Source organism: Methanolobus sp. ZRKC4 (assembly GCF_045291305.1).
Classification (GTDB): Archaea; Halobacteriota; Methanosarcinia; order Methanosarcinales; family Methanosarcinaceae; genus Methanolobus.
The window spans coordinates 2982814-3003128 of sequence record NZ_CP146983.1; the positions used below are offsets into that span (position 1 = coordinate 2982814).

A 20315-nucleotide genomic window follows, 5' to 3' on the forward strand; every position below is an offset into this window, starting at 1 on the left:
AATTTCTGATGCCTGCATATATGAAGACAGAATTCTATAAATAAATCTTCCTATTATGAACTATCCAGATACAACAATATCCGCGGAGGAGTTTTTATCAAAATACAGATACCTTATGGAAAAGAATTCGTAGACCTTGATGTGGAAATTCCTCATGAGGTCATTGCACCTAACCATGTAGAAGTTGGAGATGAATCTGACATTATCACTGAGTCTTTGAACAATCCTGTTGGAATGAAGTCTCTTGGGGATTTTGTAAAGAAAAGTGACAAGATACTGATACTGGTTAACGATGCAACCAGACCGACACCCACAGCAAAGGTGCTTGCTGAGATGCGTGATGCCCTCAGGGACCACAATGATGTCAGGTTCCTGGTGGCCACGGGCGCACACAGGGGACCGACAGAAGATGAATTCATGTATATTTTCGGGGAAATGTACGAGGAATTCAAGGACAAAATATTCGTCCATGATGCTCGCAGGGACGAGGACATGGAATATCTTGGAATCTCCAGCAATGGAACGGAGATGTATATCAACAAGATGGTAAACGAAAGTAAAAATATCATTGCCATCAGTAGTGTGGAGCCTCACTATTTCGCAGGTTATACCGGAGGAAGAAAATCTTTCCTTCCCGGGGTTGCTGCGTATAAGACCATAGAGATGAACCACAAGCATGCACTGTCAGATGCTGCAAAGCCACTGGCCATCAAAGATAATCCTGTTGCCGAAGATATGGATGATGCTATGGAAGTGCTGAAGGATTTGCACATTTTCTCTATTCAGACAGTCCTGACAGCAGACCACGGACTGTATGCAATGGTCGCAGGTGACCTATTCAGGACTTTTGATATTGCAGTTGAGAAAGCTAACGAAGTGTTTGGTGCCAAGTGCAAAAGAAAGGGAAATATTGTACTGACAGCAGCGCCATATCCTATGGACATTGACCTTTACCAGTCCCAGAAGGCACTTGAAAACGGGAAGCTGGCACTGGAAGAAGGAGGAATAATTATCCTGGTATCCAAATGCAGGGAAGGTGTGGGTGACGATGCATTCCTCGACCTGCTCTGTTCCTCAAATACCTGCAAAGATGTAATGAGCAGGATAGAAGAAGGCTACAAGCTTGGATATCACAAAGCTGCTAAAATGGCACAGATAGGTATCTATGCCGAAATGTGGGCAGTTTCGGACCTTGATGAAGATACTCTCAGAAGAGCAAAGCTTGAACCCTACAAAAACATACAGGAAACCTTTGACAGGGCCGTTGAGGAAATAAAAAGCCAGGGAAAAGAACCCTATGCAGTAATTCTGCCACAGGGTAGCCTGACAGTCCCTCTTCTGGAATAAAATAAAAAGATAAAAAAAGAAATTAGAGCTGCATGTAACGTGCAACTTCCCCAAGATCTTCTTCGATCCTGAGGAGTTGGTTGTACTTTGCAGTTCTTTCACCTCTTGCAGGTGCTCCGGTCTTGATAAGATCAGCAGCAATGGCTACGGATATGTCGGCGATGGTAGAATCTTCCGTTTCTGCCGAGCGGTGGCTTACAACCACACTGTAGCTATTACGCATTGCCATTTGAGCTGCATCAAGAGCTTCGGAAATAGAACCAATCTGATTGACCTTAAGAAGAAGGGCATTGCCTGAACACATTTCTATACCCTTTGCAAGGCGTGTAACATTGGTCACGAACAGATCATCACCTACGATGATAGTTTCCCATGCCTCAGCCGTGAGGGCTGCAAAGTCCTCGAAAGATTCCTCATGGAACGGATCTTCAATGAGGATTATAGGATATGTCTCTATAAGATCCAGGTAGTAATCAATAAGTTCAGCAGGCTGAAGCATTTTTCCATCTATGGAATAGTTCTGGCCGTCAAAGAACTCTGATGCTGCAGCATCAAGACCCAAAGATATCTCAGACTCACTATATCCTGCTTCTTCTATTGCGGTAATAAGAGAATCAAGGGCATCATGGGTCATTTCAATTGGAGGAGCATATCCGCCTTCATAACCCACATTCGTGGCTGATGCACCGTACTTGGATTCCAGGACCTTGCCAAGGGCATGGTAGGTTTCAGTACCTATGCGCAGGGCTTCGGAAAAAGAATCAGCACCTTTTGGCTGTATCATGAATTCCTGAATGGACAACGCATTACCTGCGTGCTTACCACCATTGAGCACATTCATCGTTGGAACAGGGAGTGTGTAAGAATTAACACTGCCAAGGTACCTGTAAAGAGGCAGATTCAGGGAATCAGCTGCCGCTTTTGCAACAGCCATCGAAACTCCGAGTATTGCATTGGCACCAAGCTCCATCTTGTTTTCAGTCCCATCAAGAGCAATCATCAGCCCATCGATCTCACGCTGGTTTCTGACATCCATGCCCAGCAGTTCACTCTCAATGGTTGTGGTTACATTGTCGACTGCGTCGAGTACACCTTTTCCGCCGTAGCGGTCTTCCTTGTCGCGCAACTCAAGAGCTTCATTACTCCCGGTTGAAGCACCGGAAGGAACACTTGCCCTGCCAAAACCACTCGGTGTATAAACATCCACTTCTACCGTCGGATTGCCTCTTGAGTCCAAGATTTCCCTTGCACGAATCTTTTGAATTTTATATTTAGAATCTTCGCTGATATACGCCATCCTGATCCACCTTTTTAATTTATACACCTACTTTGCAATTACCGTATATATTGTTACCGTTCCTACCCGAGCATAGTATTGAGTAAAATATGCCATTTATATTCACACAAATTATATAAACTTAAAAGTATTATAGTAGTTAAATGAAAACTCCGGAACTTAATATTTTAGACGGCAAAGGATACGAAATCGTGGAATTACTACAGGGACTGAACGTACCCCGAACAGAATCCATATGCATAGCCTGTCTGGTCTGCGGAGAAGAATTAACGTCACAGGATATAGAAAAAACATCGGGTCTCAGGCAACCTGAGGTTAGCATTGCGATGCGTCCACTCAGAGACAGGAAGTGGATAGAGGAACGCAATGAGAAAAAGAACAGTGATAAAGGCAGGCCTTTAAAATATTACAAGCTTATAGTTCCTTTTGAAGAGATTGTGAAGACATTCGAGTCTAAAGCCCTAAAGAAGAATCTGGAAATGGTTGATGCCCTTGAGCAACTCAAGGGACTTAGTAATAATGGTTAATTGGGTTTATTCTTAATCCGAAAATGTTACAGGGGCAAAACCTCTTTTCGGATCAAATACCCTATTAGCTGAGATTCCTGATATTTCCATGATAAATATCTCTACAACCATGAATACCTCACTTTCTCTGCGCAAGCAACCTGTTTTAACAGATTCACCCCTTCCTGCAGCTACATGAAGGTGTATCTTTGGCTTACCATCCTCCCGGAATATATTGCCAATACCTATAAGCTCATGAGCATCGCTGAATTTTGCCCATTGTGGATCAGGAGGAACATCATTTGTCTTCGGACCTACAACAAGACTTGCTTCTTTTACAGCTCCGAGCATCATGAACATCGCAGACCTGATATCTTCTGTGACAGCCAGACCTTCAAGTTCTGAGAGAATATCATCTCCCTGGTCCAGACGAACTGTAAATACCCTTCCGATATTTCCTTTTGAATATTCCATGAATTCACCCTTCTATTGAATCTCCTGATATCCGACCATCAACGATCCTGATGATGCGATCGGTCTTTTTGGACATTTCCTCATCATGAGTAACAAGAATAAAGGTCTGTCCCCTATCACGATTAAGTTTTCGCAGCAGGTCATAGATCATGTCGCTTGCCTTCGTATCGAGATTGCCTGTGGGCTCATCACCTATAACTATACCCGGATCATTGGCAAGAGCCCGGGCAATGGCAACTCTCTGGGCCTGGCCACCTGATAGCTGACTAGGAAGGTGTTCCATACGATCACTCAAGCCAACCTCTTCAAGTAAAGCAGAAGCTTTCCTTTTTGCATCTTTGTTTTTCATACCACCTATCAAAAGAGGCATCATAACATTCTCAAGAGCATTGAAATCAGGCATAAGATGATGATACTGGAAAATAAAACCCAATACTTCGTTGCGCACTTTGGATCTCTCTTTTTCTGACATCTCGGTAATTACCCTCCCATCTATGGAAATCATACCGGAAGTCGGCGTATCAAGAATACCTATCATGTGCAAAAGAGTACTTTTTCCAGACCCTGATGGACCAATAATAGAAAGGAACTCACCTCTTTTGATATCAAGATCTACGTCATCAAGAGCATGAACTTCAACTCCATTCATGTATACCTTGGAAAGTCCACGTATCTGAATAATATCTGACCTGTTATCATCAGCCAAAATAAAAACCTCTGATACCTTTATTGAGGTTTAGACTATTTCAATGTATTTGATTTCATAGCGAGTGGTAAAGGCATACAAGCCGCAACAACTGCACGAATAATCAAAAACAGAAATGTATCACAATAAAAAAAATAACGGAAAGGGGACTTCAATAAGAAGGATCCATGCCATCTATCTGTGAAAATGCACGGTCAACTTCCTTGTCGTTGTTTACACGTTCCTTTTTCTGTTTCTCATAGTTTATAGCATCCACTGCTATGGAATACAGGTTCTCAAGCTCCGATGCAGATTCAAGTGTCAGCACAGTGAGCACCTGGGGAAGTTCCTCATTTCTCACGATAATACCCTTGAAAACATGACCTACGGAACTGGATAACTTTTCAACCTCGGATGAGATATCGTCAATGCTCAGGTATTTTCTGTCACCTTTAATGATGACCATAGATCTGCTTGCTTCCTCATAAACGTCCGTTGAGAACAGCAGGCCGGAAGGAGAAAGTGATTGTCTTATAGCACTCCGGATAGGCATATCGGAATCCGCTTCAAAGAAGCCTATTGTTGCAAGTCCTGCACCACCACTCATGACAGTCTTGAAATCACCAAGATCGGTGACCATCATCATTTCACTGTCAAGAGCATCCAGCAGGAAAAGAAGACGCTTTGCAATCATGTCATTAATACCATTATAGGCGGATTCGACATTTCCTCCCATCTGTTTAAGGAATTGGTTATCGGCAAGGATAATACCGTCCGCACCACTTTCGCGTATGTCCCTGAGACAGAAAGCGGCATTCTGGAGATAAAGAGTTCCTTCTTCCCTGAAAGGCAGAACTACCAGGGAATAAACAGGGAAATCGAACCTCTGTTTTAACTCTTTCACAAGCATAGGGGTGAAGGATGAGCCGGTTCCACCTGATGCAGAAGTAAGAATGAAGGCAATATCAAAATTCCCTCTTTCCTCAATCTGCTTCATGATGTGAGCTTTGTTATCCTCAAAAACATGTTTTCCCACATTCCTGTTGGCACCTACACCATGCAGGTGCGGGATATGGATCCTATCCTTCGCCTTTGTAAATTTCATTTCTTTAAGGTCGTTAATAGCAGTGTTTATAGCAATGGTCTGAACATTGCTTTTGTATTTTTGTTGGGAATAGAACTTGGCAAACCGGCTTTGTTTTCCAAAAGCATCCCTGTTGATAGCATCAAGTATACGGTTTCCACACTGCCCGTTTCCGATGATAAGTACGTTGAGCAACTAAGTCCTCCAAATGATAATATAATTATAATCAGATAAATCTTATGATAGCTTCCTTTAGTTATAAATCTATAGATTAGAACTTATATTGTTTGTGCCTATGATAGATCCAACCCGCTATGGCTCCGATTATAATCAAAGGAATCAGGTAAACATAGATAGGCTGCTCGAAAAGATGATCGTACTCTCCCTTTGTAACAAATATCTTGTTTGTCACTGAGTCCGAACTGACCTGCTGCAGTTGAGCATCAACACCATTGCTGAAAAGGTAACTGTTCTGGGTAGTGATAGTATAGGTGCCTACTTCTGCAGCCTTTAAAGTAAAAGAGAATTCTTTTTCCTGCTGAACACCGAAAGATTCCATATATACTGTTGGCACACCTGAGATAGTTTCTATTCCAGGACCACCTTCAAGTTCCAGACCTTCAGGAACCTGAATATTCACTGTCACACCTGTTGCCGAAGTATCCCCTGTATTTTTGATCTTGATGGTGCCATGGATGCCATCATTCCTATTAACTGTGTATTTATCGAGGGTTGTTGTGAATTCAAGCTCAGCATTCACAATATCCTCAGTTGCCCCCACTGTGATCACAGGGGAATTTGATGAAGCCTGCGGGAAATCCAATCCGGCAGTGTTCGAAAAACTGGCAGTTGTGGGTGCAAGAGTATAAGTGCCTGATTCAGTTGCTTTCAATTGATAAACAAATATAGTTTTGGATTCGCCCACTTCAACTGACGTGATTCCGGTCTGGCTTACAAAAGATTCATATAACAAGAATTTTGCCTGCTGAGGATCCTGGAAGATAACGTCTGTTGCCTCATCGTCACCAATATTTTCAACATTTACGGTTACACGTACAAGATCACCTACATTGAGTTGAGATGTATCAACTGTCTTTGTGATCTTAAGTTCAGGAGTACCTGAATATATAGCATACTTATAACCACCATCAATAGTTCCACTTTCATAGACATCGCCAACATTATAGTTGTTAAGGACTATGGAAACCCTGACCACAGGAAGAGTTCCGCTACTAACTGATATGAGAGTGATATCTATTGTAGCATCATCTTCAAAATCAAATTCATAAGAACTATCCTCATTTACAAGAAAATCATCAACCTTATTTCCATTGTTATACACATAGAATGAGGCGGACTCTGCACTGGGAAAGGCGTCTGTAACATCGATGACAAAATTGTTTATCTGGTACCCATCACCCATTGTAATGGTACCATTGTACAACTCTACCGCTGCGGAGGCATTTCCAGCCGTTGCCAGACAGAAAATAACCATACACAGAGAAATGACAAAGAATCGAGTGGGTTGAACCATATTTTCCTCAGGTAATCAGAATTTGATTTTGTTTTTCAGTAAAATACGCTGTTTTTGATATAAATCTTATGATTATAATCGTTTTTAAAATTTGTGTGAGAACAAACATTTATCGATATATGTTTCGCAAATCGGTCATATAATTAGTTCAAGACTGACATCTATCCATCGAGCCTGATGAACAAGAGAACCCATGGATATTACATCGACCCCGGTCTTTGCGTATTCTTCCAGATTATCTGTATTGATACCACCAGAGACCTCTATTATAATGTGCTCAGGTATCGATGATCTTTTCAACGTTTCCACAGTGTCAATGACCGCACCCGGACCCATATTGTCAAGCATGATAATATCAGCACCTGCTCTTGCAGCCGTCAGGGCATCTGCAGCAGATTCAACCTCAACCTCTATTTTCTGTGTGAAACCTGCCTTTTCCTTAGCAGATAACAGAGCACCTTCCACACCCATCATTTTCACGTGGTTGTCCTTTATCATTATAGTATCTGAAAGGTTGAATCTGTGAGAGTCACCACCACCTGCAATCACTGCCATTTTCTCATATTTGCGAAGTCCCGGTGTCGTCTTCCTTGTGCATGCTATCTTTACATCCGAATATTTACGTGCTATGTCTACGCATCTTCTTGTGTTCGTTGCTACTCCACAAAGATGACCAAGGAAGTTAAGGACAAGTCTTTCTGCCCTAAGAATAGAAAGAGAACTCCCACTTAAGGAAAATATTGTATCACTTTTTGAGAGACTGTCACCATCCAGATAGTTTGTGGTATAAACTACCCCTAAATAATCGAAGAACGATCGTGCAACATCAAGTCCTGCCAATGTGCAGTCCTCTTTCGTGAAAATAACAGCCTCTACGTGCCTTTCTGGAACAAGCTTGCAGGAAATATCATTATATCCCAGATCCTCTTCAAGGAAACTCTCTATTTCATGTGTGAACATCATATTACCTATGGGTATGTGCAGTAAAGAGATTTATATGCTTTTAATGTATTAAGGAAAATCTACTTAAGCAATCAATATAAGCAGTAATGAAAATGACAATCGATTGTGCAATTCCGGGAGAACAGAATGCTTAGGATAGGAGTAATCGGCTGCGGAACTATTGGAACAAGCATATGCAAAGCTATAGATGACGGGATCATCAAGGCAGAACTGGTCGCCATCTATGACAGGAATAAGGATGATGTGGATAGACTGTTATCCACCCTCAAAATCTCCAACCCTCAGATAATAGAACCTGCTACAATGATCAAGCAAATAGACCTCCTGGTAGAGTGTGCCTCTCAGAAAGCAGTCTATGAAGTGATACCCGCTGCACTTCTGGCACATTGTGATGTAATGGTCATGAGTGTCGGGGCTTTTGCGGATGAAAAACTTCGCAAGACCATAGAGAACCTGGCAATAGATAACAACTGCAAGGTATACCTGCCATCCGGTGCAATTGTGGGTCTTGACGGGATCAAGTCGGCATCAGTTGAGGATATATATTCAGTTACACTGACAACACAAAAACCTCCCAGGGGACTTGCAGGTGCACCTTTTATTATCAGGAACAAAATCGAACTTGACAAAATTACCAGCAAGACCATCCTGTTTGAAGGATCTGCAAGCGAAGCAGTCAAAGCTTTCCCGGCCAACGTGAACGTTGCAGCAACGTTAAGCCTTGCAGGTCTTGGTTTTGAGAAAACTAAAGTACGGATAGTTGCAAATCCTGCACTGACACGTAACATTCATGAAATATCCGTTGAAGGTGCATTCGGAGAGTTTACAACACGGGTCGAGAATGTTCCGTCGCCTACAAATCCAAAGAGCAGCTATCTTGCATCCCTTTCTGCCATAGCTACCCTTAAAAAGATATCCAATCCGTTCCAGACTGGGACATGAACTGGAAATTACAGTAATCTATCTCCAACATATTCATAAAATTGATTTATGGACAGAATTGTCACTTACAAAAGGTTATGATCTAATGCAAGACACTCAACATATCATTGAAAAGATACAGGAGTTAAAAAAAGAACGTAATGCTGTGATTCTGGCTCATAACTATGAACGGGGAGAGATACAGGACATAGCTGATTTTACCGGCGATTCCCTGGGACTCAGCCAGCAGGCTGTTCAGCAGGATGCAGATATAATAGTATTCTGCGGAGTACATTTCATGGCGGAGAGTGCAGCCATACTGAGTCCTCAGAAAACAGTGCTGTTGCCTGAGATACATGCCGGTTGCCCCATGGCATCAATGGTCACAGCAGAAGCATTGAGGGCTGAAAAGAAAAAATACCCGGAAGCAGCTGTCGTCTGTTATGTGAACTCGACTGCAGAGGTCAAAGCAGAGAGTGATATCTGCTGTACTTCTGCAAATGCCGTTGAAGTTGTCAACTCTCTCGAGGAAGAAGAAATACTCTTTGTACCTGACAAGAATCTTGCCGACTATGTGGCCCAAAACAGCACGAAGAAAATCATTCCCTGGGAAGGTTACTGTCCTACTCACAACCAGATACTGGCCAGTGATATCGTACGTGTGAGAGAAAAATATCCTGATGCCGAAGTACTTGCTCATCCCGAGTGTCGCAGGGATGTTCTGGACATCTCCGACAGAATATTCAGTACCACAGGGATGCTGGATTATGCCAAAAAATCCACCACAGAGGAATTTATCATAGCTACCGAGAAAGGTATCCTGCACAGGCTGGAGAAGGAAAATCCCGAAAAGAAATTCTACTATGCATCTGAGTTCGCAATCTGTCCCGAGATGAAGGCTATTGACCTTAATGCCCTGTTGCTCTCACTTGAGAAGATGCAACATATAATATCTGTTCCCGAAGATGTAAGAGTGAAAGCAAAATACACACTGGACAGGATGCTTGAAGTGAAACGAAACAGGTAATCTATAGTATGCAAGCGTACCTAAAACTGATGCGTTCGGGCAATTGCCTTATGGCAGCCATTGCCGCAATAATTGGAGTGTTTATAGCCTACAACATCGTTGCAGCTAATAATCCGCTTTCCACCCAGTTTCCGATATTTGATGCAACAAAGGTATTCCTGACTGTTTTTATGGTAACCGGAGCAGGGAATGCCATCAATGATTATTTTGATGTGGAGATAGATCGTGTCAACAAACCAGACAGACCCATACCTTCCGGAAAGATAGGTCTTAAGACCGCCTTATATTTCTCACTGGCACTCTTTGCAATTGGCACTCTTATAGCAGCATCTATAAACCTGATATGTGGTTTTATTGCCCTTGTCAACTCTCTTTTACTCATATATTATGCAAGTAGCCTGAAACGCACGCCTCTCTTAGGAAATATTGCTGTAGGCTATCTCACAGGCTCTACATTTCTCTTCGGAGGAGCCGTTTTCTATGATAAAGGTGGACTTGAAAGCGTTTTCGTACTATTCCTGCTTGCCACTCTTGCAACTGTTGCCAGAGAAATCGTAAAGGACATAGAGGACATCGAAGGTGATACTAAAGACGGTGCTCGTACCCTTCCCATAGTCATCGGGCCAAAGAAGGCTGCCTATCTTGCATCTGCTATAGGTCTTATTGCCGTGCTTGCAAGCCCATTGCCTTATCTGCAATCACTCATGGGTATACGCTACCTGTTCATAGTTGCTTTAGCTGACATGCTCTTTATCGTTGCTGTTTATCAGATACTCGGGAAGAATGATCCGGCAAAGTCATCAAAAATGTTTAAGATGGCAATGGCCTTCGCACTCATATCTTTCATAGCCGGTGTCTGATATCAATAAACGGTTATCATACCCCTGGCAAGCTGCATACAAAAATCCTGGATATGTTCGAGTTCGAAATCAATTACACCTTCTATTTCTTTTGCCACTGAATCCACTGATCCCTTTTTCATTACGAGTTGTGCCGCAGCCACCTTTGGTTGATCAATCGGGGCACCGATATCGCTCAGAAGCCACACATATGCCTCTTCCACATCAGGCACATTGGCATATATCCTGTCAGCTATCCGGTGCGAGAGTATGTTGTATATCTTCCCCACATGACTCACAGGATTTTTCCCGGCAGCAGCCTCACTACTTACAGGCCGGTTCAGCGGGATTATGCCGTTTACCCTGTTTCCACGACCAACCTGCCCACAATCCGCATCTTCAGCCGAAGTGCCTGTGACAGTGGTGTATATTCCTTTCATTCCACGACCCGGCATGTCAAGATTGTTGAACGAGACAGATGTGTTCATCTGCACACCTTTCTCTTCCATGTAAGACACCAGATATCCGTTCATAGCTCCAAAAAGGTCATTCTTCATATTGAAATAATGTTGCTCGGAATCAACAAAAGAGTCGATCAGTGGCATTGCAACTGTTATGTCTAATTTTGTATCCCGCCTTATGCCCATGACCTTGACATCTTCACCTGATTCCGGATATTCTTCTTTGAACTGGGCAGAGTTCAGGTGCTTTTCCATATCCAGTACTGCCTGTTCAGTGAAAGACAGAGGAGCATATCCCACTGCAGCAGACGTATCATTGGCACCTAAGACCTCCCCTTTTCTTCTGAAGATGTCGGTCAGTTCCGCAGAACCCGGCTTAAGCTCCACTTGGTATTCCATAAAGTCCGGCTGCACAAAACGTAGCTTCTCATCGAACCACCTTTTTGCAGTATCCACCGCTATATTGGCAACATCGATCTCTGTGTCTTCTACCTTGAAAGTTGCACGGTCACCAATAACAAGACGCATGGGTTCAACTACAATACCCCCACCAAAGATTCCAGCAGTTTCCCCGGCGACAAGCAGGCATTTATCCGTATTATGATGTAAGATCGTATCGAACTTCTCAAGGTATTCATTACATAGATTTACAGATATCTGATCCATTATTGCATCGCAGATACTGTCAGGATGCCCCAGTCCTTTTCTTTCAACAATCTCAAGCTGCTGTGCTGTCGCACAGGATGCTCTGAATTCTTCTACTGTTATGTTTCTCAGTTTAACCCCTCCCAAAGATTACTGACCACTATCGGCAGTTAGTATATGTAATTTTAATTAGAATGGCATTGAATTAATAACTACTCATTTTCAGAAGGAATTATTCCAGATGATTCTACATGTTCCAGATATTCCTGCAGTATCATAGGGAACGTACTCGCAGGAACAAAACGCACTCCCAGCTCTTCAGCCCACTTCTGTATCCCGAAATCACTTGCAACTACCGCGGCATCCAGCTCCTTTGCAAGTATGAGTACATCAATATCAGGAGCACTATCAAGTATTCCATAACGCATTGCTGAGCGATACTTATTCCTGAATTTGCCGATATATCCACCTATAACTCTCCTCTCAATATCAGCATCAATATCTTTCTTGTCACTGGCCTTGGTAGTGATAAAAAGACAGTCGGTAGAAGAATCCCATATTGTCTCTTCTGCAATTCCCATCCCTTTATTTATGCGCTCTCGCATGTAAGAAACATACTCATGAAATACCTTGGAAGGTATTTGCACATTATACCTGTCAGGAGCCTTCTTAACAAGCCATGTGTCAATCTTTGCAATTGCATCCTGATCACATCCGTTATTCTGTGCAAACTCCCGCAGCTCATTGTACACCGAAGGAAAAGGTACATAGCAACTGATTCCAAGCTGCAGCCTTGAGGAAGCTATCAGCTCCAGAATTCTGCTCATCCCGTCACACATGTCTTCGATGCCCATCTTCTGTCTGGCATGCAGATCTGTCAATGCAGTGGTATCAAGAACAAAACGCTGTCTTAGCATGTGATTATCTTCCTGTAGAGGCAGATTCGATTACCTGCCCTGCATATATAGATGGGTAGAGTTGGCTTAAAGTATTTTTGGTAGTCCAAAATAGATGGATGTAGTTTCCTGTACTTACCTCATATTTTAATAGTGACTCCATTTTCAATTAAGAGTGCACTCGTTTCTGAATATTATGTATGCCATTCATTGGGATTATTGTCATTTTGAGCCTATATTGATAATTGCAAAAACATATTTTAGAGCCCTGCTTTTCAAACAAATGCCACTTTCTGAATAAAAATAGTTTTTAGATAGCAATAGTAAACAAAAGAACAAGGATAATTAAGTTAAGGGAAAGGGGCTATAATAGTCCCTTTACTTTTTCTTGTTTTCTTTTTTGAATTAAAATCAGGTTGAATCCATTTTGTTGATGCTGCTTATCCAATTAAATGATGGATAAGTAGAGCATCACATATTCACTGATACGCCCTTTCGTCTTCACCTGTACTTTTCTCTTCTTCATTTGCAGCATACCTTGCAAAAGTCTCCGCAGCCTGTTCATAGAAACTCATGGCACTGCGTGAAGTTGTCGGCTTTACTCTACGTATAGCCTTGCGGAAATGATCGGATTTTACTTTAATACCCGCAGCCTTTTCAATAGCATCCTGCCTTGTGATACCAGGCGTGACCACCTCACGCAGAGCCAGCATTGAAGCTTCACGGCAGATAGCCTCAATATCAGAACCTACATAGCCTTCTGTCATCTCTGAAAGTTCATGGACATCCACATCGTCCGAGAGAGGCTTATTGTTCAGATGTATACTGAATATTTTTTCCCTGCTTTTTTTATCAGGAGGACGCACGTAGATGAGCCTATCAAAGCGACCGGGACGCAACAGGGCAGGGTCCACGATATCCGGCCTGTTGGTAGCTGCAACTATGACAACATCCTTTAATTCTTCCACACCATCGATCTCGGTGAGAATCTGACTCACCACACGTTCACTTTCGTGGGCATCAGTGCTCGAACCGCGCTCTGAAGCCATTGAGTCAATCTCATCAAAGAATATAACAGTGGGAGCAGCCTGCTTTGCTTTACGGAAAGTCTCGCGCACCGCACGTTCGGATTCACCGATATACTTACTTAACAGCTCAGGACCCTTGATACTGATAAAATTTGCCTCACTTTCCGTGGCAACGGCTTTTGCAAGCAAAGTCTTGCCAGTGCCGGGAGGTCCAAAGAGCATAATACCCCTTGGAGGTCTTGTGCCTACGACATCGAAAAGCTCCGGGAACTTCAAAGGCCATTCCACAGCCTCAGCCAGTTCCTGCTTTGCATTATCCAGCCCCCCAATATCGTCCCATTTCACCGATGGAACTTCTACGAATACTTCACGCATGGCGGATGGTTCAATATTCTTCAGTGCATCATCGAAGTCCTTTCTGGTAACTATGAGCTTTTCCATGAATTCCGGAGGAATTTCATCCTCCACATCATCCATTTTCAGCTCAGGCAGCATCCGCCTGAGAGCATGCATTGCGGCCTCCTTGCACAAAGATGAAATGTCCGCACCCACAAAGCCATGCGTAACTCCGGCAATTTCTTCAAGGTTCAGACCTTCCTCAAGCGGCATTCCACGGGTGTGAACAAAAAGAATCTGTAACCTGCCTTCAGCATCGGGAATACCTACCTCGATCTCCCTGTCGAAACGTCCTCCGCGTCGCAGGGCCTCATCAATTGAATTAGGACGATTGGTTGCAGCTATAACAATAACCTTGCCCCTTGAAGCAAGACCGTCCATAAGGGACAGCAATTGTGCTACTACCCTGCGTTCCATCTCTCCTACAACTTCGTCACGTTTTGGGGCTATGGAATCAATCTCATCAATAAAAACAATGGAAGGAGAATTCTTTTCTGCTTCCTCAAATATCTCACGCAATTTCTGCTCGCTTTCCCCGTAGTACTTTGACACGATCTCAGGACCACTCACTGAGGTGAAATTGGCGTCAGTCTCACTTGCAACCGCTCTTGCTATCATGGTCTTCCCGGTTCCGGGTGGGCCGAAAAGCAGAACACCCTTTGGAGGGGTCGATACCCAGTTTGTTGAACAATTCCGGATGCTTGAGTGGAAGCTCTATCATCTCACGCACAAGTCCCAGTTCCCTCTGGAGACCTCCGATGTCCTCATATGTCACCTGACCGGTTGTGCTCTCTGCAATTGCGGCCTTCTCCCTGAGTTGTATCTGGGTACTCCTTGTCACAACCACAGGCCCCGATGGCTTGCTGGAAAGTACCACAAAAGAGATAGGATTGTTAACTGTTTCGACCCGGATGTTCTGTCCTTTTGAAATTGGCCGGCCTTCCAGTATCCTTAGTATGAAACGTGCACCACCCACAAGACGGGTCTCCTTTGTCGGTGCAAGAACAACTCTTTCGGCCTCCGTTACAGCGACCTTTCGGACAGTGACCCTATCATCTATGCTGACCTTGGCATTACTCCTGAGATTCCCATCAATCCTGATGATGTCCTTGCCAGCATCGTCCAGGTATCCGGGCCAGACTATCGCGTAACATTTTTCACGGTTCCCAATCTCAACGATATCACCGCTGATAACCCCTATTTTTTGCATCAGGTCCTTATCAAGCCGTGCAATGCCTCTTCCGACATCACGGGGGTATGCCTGCCCCACACTTACGGTAATCTCTTCGGTCAAAACCTATCACCACAAGTCCAGTCTTAAATACGGTATCGATGGTCGTCATTAATAATATATTCAGTAGAACTATGATTTAACGCTTCTGGGGTTTGGGGTGTTGGGTGGGGATGATTTGAAATTTGCAGGAGTTCAATAATCCGGGATTTTCTGAAAATGTATCAGGTCAAAGGAAATGAACATTTTTAAAGGCAGGTTATATCCCGATTTATAGCCCATAATAAAGGAAGAAGATTTAATTTTTAAGAATAGGAATATGAGGAGTAGGGGGTCTAAGTTAAAGTTGTGTTAATAAATTCAGTTATTACAGGCCAACCATTAATAGCACCTGCGAGTAAAACAATAAAAGCTAATAAAGCAAGAATGTATTGCCATTGCTTTTTAGCTACATTAGAAGCTATTCTAAATGCTTGGTTTATTTTGTGTTTGTTTATAAAAAAAATGTATTGGCTTTCAATTATGTTTGCTATGGGATCAACCATACTCTTTTGATATCTAAAAGACTCCATGAATACTTGGTACATTTTTTCATGATTGACCTCGACTGTTTGGTCAGATAAATTTATGTGGCGATTGATTATTTTATTGTGTACCTTGAAAGTGTTACGCCAGCCGGGATTATATTTTTCTATTAATGGTTTACTATTTCCATACCATGATGCATATTTATCAAGTATTTCTTTTTGTAAGGTTAACATTTCCATCGAAAGTTTGCCCCACGTATAATAATTGTAACTATTCAGCCTGACTGTTTTAATGATGCAAAAAACAATATACTATGGCTTCATTCTATGTGTTAAAAAATAGTAACTATTCAGCCTACCACAATTAGCCTATTGATACTGATTTGTAACTATTCAGCCTGATAAAAACGCTATCAATAACAATCTTGACAAAAAGTTGAAACGTAAATTTCATTAGGATCATTTATTTTGATTGTTGCTATTGATTGCTTTTTTGATTGTTAGATTGTTAGTGAGCAGACATCTCTATTTCGATGAAATCAGTACCAATAGGCAAATCGTGCCAGGCTGAATAGTTACTCGGAAAGATTTGCTGGACATTTGTAAAACGCCCCTGTTATGCTTCAGCCATAAATTGCAGTCCATGCAATTACAACCCATCAACCACTTGTCCAAGAACAATAGCAAGGCTGAATCGTAAAAAGCTGTCAAAAATAGAAGATGTAACCGAAGTTACATCTCATTCTTCAATTTCTCAACAAGCTCAGCCCTGATACAGTCATCACGGTCTCCGCCACATACCATGCCACGAACACCTATTATGTCAGGCTGAATGCGCTTGAGCACCGGGATATCGTCGAAAATGAGTGAACCGGCAATAGCTGAGAGCAGACCTACTTCACGAATAGCAGCTGTGAAAACAGTGAGTGCTTCCTCATCCATGAATTCGAATGTGGAGCGACCGTCCTTGATACCTGTATCTACCATTACCACATCAACACCTGCTTTTGCGCCGACGGCAGGAAGCAGTTGTGGATTGATGGAATTGATACGCTCATAGTCAGAATAACCTGATGCAACTACCTTTTTCTCAGGGTCAAAGTCCTTTACAGCTTTTGTGATGTTGGTAAGCATTTCGAGAGCTTGACCCTCGGTTTGCACATCATAAAGACCGACTTTGATGTAATCTGCACCTGCAACTGCGGCACCAAGTGCTGCAAGAGATGCTGTGCCCGGTTTGAAATTAAAGTCGCCGATTGTTGCGCTGATTGGCTTTTCAGACTTGATCGCTTCCTTTACCGAACTTATGATCCATGGGAAATTTGCGCCAAGTGAACCTTCTTTTGGATTCTTTACGTCAACAATGTCAGCACCGCCTTCGTGTGATGCGATTGCCTCTTCAGGATTGATAGGACTTATTAGTAATTTCATATTATAACCTCTTTTTTTATAGCATGACAGGTGTATCAATTATATATGTTTCGTATCATTTTCGTTCTTGATATATTCAACCGGACCGTAGTCCATGCGCAGGGCGGGAATCGTAGTGAATATAAACCCATACATTTCTCCAGCTGCATATGCAACACATCCAATGCCGTTAAGATAGTCGATGCCGTAAAACCAGCAGAAGTATACATAGCAGACCTCAACCTGCTTGAGAAGATTGGCAAGAGGGAAAAGAACTTTGATATCATAAAAGCCATATCTGAGAATACAAAGGTAATGCTGGATCCTGGAATCACATCCGTTTCTGAAACAGAGGATGTTATGGAAATAGTACAATCCATTATACTGGGAACCGAGACCGCATCCCTTGATACAATAAAGACGGTTATTTCACTATATCCTGGAAGAGTTAATGTCAGCATTGACAAAAAGAATGGTAAGATACTCACAAGCGACCCATCTATGCCTGATGACCCGTTCAGAATAGTAGAACTACTGAATGACTATGATCTGGATAACATAATAATCCTGGACCTTGACAGAGTTGGAACATCAAGTGGCGTGGATTCACAATTTTTAAGTAAGATTGTCTCTATCTCTGAACATAATGTACTTCTTGGCGGCGGTGTCCGCAACGTGGAAGACATTAAGGCATTGGAAGAGATAGGAATAAAGGGCGCACTTGTTGCAACCGCACTACACAACGGTTCCATCCCCCTTCATGAAATTCAGAAGTAACATTATATAACAAAATTATCATTTATCGGTGTAATCATGGCAGACAAGGAAGACAATGTAGAAATAGGCGAGAACTATGGAGAAATTAAGATGGGAGCCGGCTGGTTCCTGACCATTACCCTCGCATCAAGTGAAAGATTCGAAAACGAATACATAGAGATCGCAAAGGAAAGAAGCGGACAGAAGAAAGCACGTTTTAACCTGAATCCTAAATACACTCGCACACTTGGAGAAGCTCTTATCAAATTCGCTGATGAGAACGGACTTGAGTGACCTGTGGGGTCACTAACTTACTTTTTTGAAGGTTACCCAGAAAACACTGCCTTTTCCTTCCAGATTGTCCTCTACGCCATAGTAGCCATCATGTAGCTCCATGATACGTTTGACAATGGCAAGTCCAAGGCCTGTGCCCCTAACACCTTTTTTATCAGCACGTTTGAAACGGTCGAATAAAAAAGGCTTATATGAATCTGGAATTCCATCCCCACGGTCAGTGACCGTGACTTTCCAGAATTTACCTTCATCAATGAAATCAATGCTGATGACATTGTTTTCAGGTCCGTATTTTATAGCATTGGATAACAGATTCATAAAAACTTCACTTACAAGAGGATTCACACTGGAATAACAGGGATTATCGGAAGATAATTTTAAAATGATTCCTTTGTTTTTGATCTGTCGAGAAAAGTCGAATATTATATTTTTGAAAACGCCGGCAATATCTATATTTATGATAGTCTATTTCTTCGATGGAATTGAGTTTCTCATATCTGCAAGCACTTTCAAGCAGGTTTATCAGTTTTTTGTTACTTTCTGAGATCATACGTAAGAAGCGAAGCTTTTTCTCATCTACTTCAAGTTCCTCAAGAGTTTCCGTATAACCACTTATAGTACTGGCAGGACTAAGCAGGTCATGACGTATGATGTCAGAAAAAAGATCTTTCAAATGATTTAGTTGTTCAAGCTCTTTAGTGTGTTTTTGCAGTTCTCTTTCTGCATTTTTCATATTAGTTATGTCAAGTACTGCAAAAGTAACACCTTTTGAAAATGATTCAGGGTAAATAGGACATGAACTCAGAATAACATCGATTATCACACCATCTTTGCGAGCCATCCTAGTCTCTACTATTCCTGTCCCCCTCTCATTTATCAGGGAATATTTCTCCAGACCCACATGTTCATATGTTTCATCATCAGGATATATCATTCTGGAATTTTGGCCAACGAATTCTCCCCTTGAATAACCAAGCATTTCACATAAATTATCATTAACCTCTACAAATGCCCTGTCAGACACAACGCCTATTCCGGTAGGTACTGCCCTGAATATACTCTCAATACGTGCCTTACTTTGCTTAAGTTCCTTTTCCTTCATTTTTCTCTCAGTGATATCAATAATTATACCATTATAGCGGAAAGGATGGTCACCGCCATTCTCACTGAGCAGGGATATTTCATTTACCCAAATGACATCACCTGCTTTACTTACCAGGCGATAATCTTCAGAAAGGTATACCTGATCGGTACTCTCAAATGCAGCCACATCTGATGCCAGTTTTTCAATATCATCAGGATGAACAATATCAATGTACCTCATGCCACCCGACTCAAAATCCTCTTTACTATATCCAAGCTGAGAAATGTTATCGGACACATATTTGACAGGCCACCCCTCTTGGCATGACCAGCTAAAAGTAATGATAGGTATACATTTATAGATCGATTCAAGGTTCCTGACATTATATATCTCATCGATGAGAACCTTTTCCTTGTAGTAATTCTCACTCACTTCTTCCAAATAGATAACAATGCCTTCATAATCCCCACTTTCACTGAAAAAAGGCACCATACGTACGGAAAGAAAAATATGTTTACCCAAGGGAGTGATTACATGCATCCGCTGCTTGAAGGATTCCTTAAGGGAACTCTTAGTATTAATATACAATTGCCTTAAACCTGGATTGCCATCGAGCGTGTGATTAGGAATATCACGAAAGAGGTTCTTTCCAATCACATCCTCTGCAGACACACCCAGAATAGATTCCATTGCATTATTAAAAAGAATGAAGTCATCATTTCTGTCAAAAGCACATATTCCAATTGGTGCGTTCCGAACAATTATCGAATCAAGCATTGTCTAACCAGACCTGATTTTTGCAGAATAATTGTGAACATAAATACTACATAAGTAAAGTATGACCTCTAGCTATATATCAATATATTAAACATGATGATTCATTTTACCAATTGTATAAAATTGATAAATG

19 protein-coding genes and 1 pseudogene are annotated in these 20315 nt (G+C 42.2%); 7 read left to right on the forward strand and 13 right to left on the reverse strand.

What is annotated here, in order from left to right; genetic code table 11:
• The first annotated feature begins 108 nt into the window (after positions 1–108).
• On the forward strand, positions 109–1347 hold the full coding sequence (gene larA, locus V7O67_RS14670) for a nickel-dependent lactate racemase (RefSeq protein ID WP_406671495.1): 1239 nt from the start codon (positions 109–111) through the stop codon (positions 1345–1347).
• Between the two features lie 22 nt (positions 1348–1369).
• Here the strand turns inward: larA and eno are convergent, their stop codons facing one another.
• The gene (gene eno / locus V7O67_RS14675) at positions 1370–2644 is read right to left on the reverse strand and encodes a phosphopyruvate hydratase (RefSeq protein ID WP_406658242.1); all 1275 of its coding nucleotides are present in this window, start codon (positions 2642–2644) and stop codon (positions 1370–1372) included.
• Positions 2645–2787: 143 nt separating this feature from the next.
• Between eno and V7O67_RS14680 the strand changes: the two genes are divergently transcribed.
• Entirely contained in the window at positions 2788–3171 is a 384-nt protein-coding gene (locus V7O67_RS14680) for a transcriptional regulator (RefSeq protein WP_406670378.1), read from the forward strand.
• 12 nt (positions 3172–3183) lie between these two features.
• Here V7O67_RS14680 and V7O67_RS14685 read toward each other — a convergent pair whose 3' ends face one another.
• The 5 genes from V7O67_RS14685 to nadC all read right to left on the reverse strand — a co-directional run bounded on the left by V7O67_RS14685 (position 3184) and on the right by nadC (position 7887).
• Positions 3184–3624 carry a PPC domain-containing DNA-binding protein gene (locus V7O67_RS14685; RefSeq protein ID WP_342304131.1) on the reverse strand — a complete coding sequence of 147 codons (441 nt, stop codon included), beginning with the start codon at positions 3622–3624 and terminating at the stop codon, positions 3184–3186.
• A 4-nt stretch (positions 3625–3628) separates the two neighbouring features.
• Complete coding sequence (locus V7O67_RS14690; RefSeq protein WP_342306456.1) at positions 3629–4273, reverse strand: ABC transporter ATP-binding protein; 645 nt, start codon at positions 4271–4273, stop codon at positions 3629–3631.
• A 208-nt stretch (positions 4274–4481) separates the two neighbouring features.
• Positions 4482–5588 (reverse strand): cell division protein FtsZ, encoded by a 1107-nt coding sequence (locus V7O67_RS14695; protein WP_406658247.1) that lies wholly within the window; start codon positions 5586–5588, stop codon positions 4482–4484.
• Positions 5589–5664: 76 nt separating this feature from the next.
• Positions 5665–6927, reverse strand: a complete 1263-nt coding sequence (locus V7O67_RS14700; RefSeq protein WP_406670379.1) for a BatD family protein — start codon at positions 6925–6927, stop codon at positions 5665–5667.
• A 135-nt stretch (positions 6928–7062) separates the two neighbouring features.
• Positions 7063–7887, reverse strand: a complete 825-nt coding sequence (gene nadC, locus V7O67_RS14705; RefSeq protein ID WP_342306455.1) for a carboxylating nicotinate-nucleotide diphosphorylase — start codon at positions 7885–7887, stop codon at positions 7063–7065.
• 129 nt (positions 7888–8016) lie between these two features.
• Here nadC and V7O67_RS14710 point away from each other — a divergent pair, with 129 nt between their 5' ends.
• From V7O67_RS14710 to V7O67_RS14720, 3 genes are all read left to right on the forward strand, one after another.
• Positions 8017–8832, forward strand: coding sequence for an aspartate dehydrogenase (locus V7O67_RS14710; protein ID WP_406670380.1), 816 nt, complete (start codon positions 8017–8019; stop codon positions 8830–8832).
• 85 nt (positions 8833–8917) lie between these two features.
• On the forward strand, positions 8918–9838 hold the full coding sequence (gene nadA / locus V7O67_RS14715; RefSeq protein ID WP_406670381.1) for a quinolinate synthase NadA: 921 nt from the start codon (positions 8918–8920) through the stop codon (positions 9836–9838).
• A gap of 8 nt (positions 9839–9846) precedes the next feature.
• The gene (locus V7O67_RS14720) at positions 9847–10698 is read left to right on the forward strand and encodes a geranylgeranylglycerol-phosphate geranylgeranyltransferase (RefSeq protein ID WP_406670382.1); all 852 of its coding nucleotides are present in this window, start codon (positions 9847–9849) and stop codon (positions 10696–10698) included.
• Positions 10699–10700: 2 nt separating this feature from the next.
• Here V7O67_RS14720 and V7O67_RS14725 read toward each other — a convergent pair whose 3' ends face one another.
• From V7O67_RS14725 to V7O67_RS14745, 5 genes and pseudogenes are all read right to left on the reverse strand, one after another.
• Positions 10701–11915: a methionine adenosyltransferase gene (locus V7O67_RS14725; protein WP_406671498.1), complete on the reverse strand. Its 1215-nt coding sequence runs from the start codon at positions 11913–11915 to the stop codon at positions 10701–10703.
• Between the two features lie 80 nt (positions 11916–11995).
• The gene (locus tag V7O67_RS14730) at positions 11996–12700 is read right to left on the reverse strand and encodes an RNA ligase partner protein (RefSeq protein ID WP_406670383.1); all 705 of its coding nucleotides are present in this window, start codon (positions 12698–12700) and stop codon (positions 11996–11998) included.
• Positions 12701–13158: 458 nt separating this feature from the next.
• A pseudogene (locus tag V7O67_RS14735) lies at positions 13159–15397 on the reverse strand (CDC48 family AAA ATPase).
• 272 nt (positions 15398–15669) lie between these two features.
• Positions 15670–16101, reverse strand: coding sequence for a hypothetical protein (locus tag V7O67_RS14740; RefSeq protein WP_342304122.1), 432 nt, complete (start codon positions 16099–16101; stop codon positions 15670–15672).
• Between the two features lie 492 nt (positions 16102–16593).
• Positions 16594–17292 (reverse strand): (5-formylfuran-3-yl)methyl phosphate synthase, encoded by a 699-nt coding sequence (locus V7O67_RS14745; RefSeq protein WP_342304121.1) that lies wholly within the window; start codon positions 17290–17292, stop codon positions 16594–16596.
• Between the two features lie 45 nt (positions 17293–17337).
• Between V7O67_RS14745 and V7O67_RS14750 the strand changes: the two genes are divergently transcribed.
• Positions 17338–18048: a HisA/HisF-related TIM barrel protein gene (locus V7O67_RS14750; protein ID WP_342304120.1), complete on the forward strand. Its 711-nt coding sequence runs from the start codon at positions 17338–17340 to the stop codon at positions 18046–18048.
• A 36-nt stretch (positions 18049–18084) separates the two neighbouring features.
• The gene (locus tag V7O67_RS14755; RefSeq protein WP_342304119.1) at positions 18085–18321 is read left to right on the forward strand and encodes a hypothetical protein; all 237 of its coding nucleotides are present in this window, start codon (positions 18085–18087) and stop codon (positions 18319–18321) included.
• 12 nt (positions 18322–18333) lie between these two features.
• Here V7O67_RS14755 and V7O67_RS14760 read toward each other — a convergent pair whose 3' ends face one another.
• Both V7O67_RS14760 and V7O67_RS14765 read right to left on the reverse strand, forming a co-directional pair.
• The gene (locus tag V7O67_RS14760; RefSeq protein WP_342304118.1) at positions 18334–18666 is read right to left on the reverse strand and encodes a sensor histidine kinase; all 333 of its coding nucleotides are present in this window, start codon (positions 18664–18666) and stop codon (positions 18334–18336) included.
• Between the two features lie 16 nt (positions 18667–18682).
• On the reverse strand, positions 18683–20182 hold the full coding sequence (locus tag V7O67_RS14765) for a PAS domain S-box protein (RefSeq protein WP_342304117.1): 1500 nt from the start codon (positions 20180–20182) through the stop codon (positions 18683–18685).
• Between the last annotated feature and the right edge of the window lie 133 nt (positions 20183–20315).